This is a genomic window from Mailhella sp. (assembly GCF_057866825.1).
In genome coordinates this window covers 1-2,335 of record NZ_DBMAHT010000201.1, presented here as the reverse complement: position 1 = coordinate 2,335, position 2,335 = coordinate 1, and the positions used below count along the sequence as shown (strand labels likewise).

At 58.2% G+C, this 2,335-nt stretch carries 2 protein-coding genes; both read left to right on the top strand.

Features of this window, described 5'->3' with window-relative positions; translation table 11 throughout:
- Positions 1–321 precede the first annotated feature (321 nt).
- Positions 322–1,188: a type I 3-dehydroquinate dehydratase gene (gene aroD, locus ACZM96_RS10655; protein WP_489489038.1), complete on the top strand. Its 867-nt coding sequence runs from the start codon at positions 322–324 to the stop codon at positions 1,186–1,188.
- A gap of 389 nt (positions 1,189–1,577) precedes the next feature.
- Entirely contained in the window at positions 1,578–2,237 is a 660-nt protein-coding gene (locus ACZM96_RS10650) for an alpha/beta fold hydrolase (RefSeq protein ID WP_489489036.1), read from the top strand.
- Positions 2,238–2,335 lie beyond the last annotated feature (98 nt).

Here is a 2,335-nt window from a genome sequence, read left to right as displayed (position 1 = left end):
CGCGAGCGGAGCACGAACAGGCCCGGACGGGGCGAACATGCGCTCGATGTGAGTCCTGGACGAACGGAATCGAATCGTCGATCTGATTCGTTTTGTGCCGCATGTGCATGGAAGACATACATGTTTCAAACTTGTGCAATGTGTTTTTATATATCTCGTCAACTATTTGATGAAAAAGTATTTTTGCGAATGCATATAGTTTGTGAATAGCATTGGAAACTAATACAAACAAAGCAATATGCGGGCATTATTGACAGTAAAAATGGTTTTTACTATGAAAAAAAGAAGTTGTTTGTTAAATATGAACCGAAAGGAGGGTGTATGAACATCAAAAAAATGCTCGTTTCTCTTCTCGCTGCGGTCGTCGTCATTCCGGCCGCAGTGTCCGTGGCCTTTGCCGAAGGCTATACGCGTCCCATGCCCACCAAGCCCATTACGAGCGGTCCCACCGTGCTCGGCGGCCCCACGCCTGTCGTGTGCGTGCCTCTGACCGCCACTACCAGGGATAAGCTGCTCGACGAAGCCAAGTTTGTGGCCGATCTCAAGCCCGACATGATCGAAGTGCGTGCCGACTACTGGGATTTCATTGAAGACACCAAGGCTTCCGTGGCCATGCTGCGCGACATCAACAAGGTGTTCGGCGACACGCCCATTCTGCTGACCGTGCGCATCAAGGCCGAACGCGGCTACAAGGACGTTTCCGACGCGGCGAAGTTCAATTTCTACAAGGCGGCCATCAAGGAAAAGCTGGCCGACTTCATCGACATGGAACTGGCTTACGGCCCTGAAAAGATCAAGGCTTTCAAGAAGGAACTGGCCGGTTCCGGCATTTCTCTGGTTGTTGCCCATCACGACATGAGCGCCACGCCTTCCACCGAGGAAATCGTGAAGATCATGGAACGTGAAATCAACGCCGACGGCGACGTGGCCAAGATCGTGGTGAAGCCCAACAAGGAAGAAGACGTGCTTACCTTCCTGAACGGCACGCTGGCCTTCCGTCGCGCGCATCCCGAGTATCCCATCATTGCTTCCGGCAGCGGCGACACCGGTCGCATCACCCGTCTCATCGGCGGCCTGTTCGGCATTGATCTGACCTTCTCCTCCGGCGTGAAGGGCTCCAATCCCACGCAGATGCCCGTGCCCGTGGTGCGCGAAGCCATTTCCGTTATTTATCCCACGGCAAAGTAAGTTTGCCGACGCGGCAGTAGCCGCGGCCTGATCGGCCCGGTTCGCTCCTGCCGCCCCGGAATATTCGAAAAAGCGCCTCACTCCCTGAGTGATGCAGAGACTTGTACTAAGGCCCGACGACCGTTGCGGTTCGCCGGGCCTTCTTTTTTAAGCGTGTCTTCCTCGGAAGGATGAGCTTTTCCCGCAGGGCCCGGCGCCGCATGCTGCGGCGCGGTTTCTCTCCCGCAGCAGAGGAGGCCGCTTCTCCGGCTGCGGATGGCCGCAACGTTTCTGCATGCAGGGCCGCCCGAGAAACATACTTGACGAACGCGCCGTTGCCGTGGCTCACTGAAAGAACGCGCGTTTTTCGTGCGCCGAACGCAACCGTCAACGCAAAGCGAGGAAACATCGTGGCCGTGGTGCTTTCATACCGATGGCAAAGGAATCCCGAACGCCTGCTCCGTTCGTGGGGCATGGGATCGCGCGTGCGCTCGTCGCGCGAGGAAAAACGCTTTCTCGACCGCCTGGACGACGCGCCCGACAACGAACTCGGCAATTTCTGCCTGGTCATGGGCGGCTTTACCGACGCCTTTTTCGGCCGGGCCTACGCCATTCTCGGCGACCTGCCCACGCTTCTCGGCAAGGATTTCGACATCTATTACCGCGAATACGATGAAATTGCCGCCGCCCGCCGCCTTCTTCGCCGCTACGGAGAACTCCCGCGCCGCCTGGTGCTCATCGGACACAGCTGGGGCGCAAGCTCCCTCGCCCGGGACGTCGTGCCCGCCTGCCGCAGCGTTCGCGTGGACGCCCTCGTCACCCTGGACCCCGTGGGCGTGCGCGGCCCGCTCTTCCTGCCGCAGGTCCGCCGCTGGCTGAACGTCTATGTCCCCTACGACAAGGCCGCCTGGTCCCGCGAAAACAATATCGCCAGACTCGGCAGACCCTGGGAATTCGTGCGGCAGGCCGGCGTCAACCGCATATTCCACCCCTTCCGCCACGCCGACGCCCGCGGCATGTTCCGCGCCTTCGGCGAAGGTTTTGTCAGACTCGTTCTGTTGGAAAGATAGGAGAGAGATAGGAGAGAGGCGGGGGAAGGAGAAAACCCTTTTGAAAAAGGGCTTTCCTCCTTCCCCCGCACCCCCATCCTCCTTCCTAAAACTTTTAT

Bases quoted from the DNA above. Each gene is read 5' to 3' on its own strand.
- aroD (WP_489489038.1), top strand. From the start codon at position 322: ATGAACATCAAAAAAATGCTCGTTTCTCTTCTCGCTGCGGTCGTCGTC.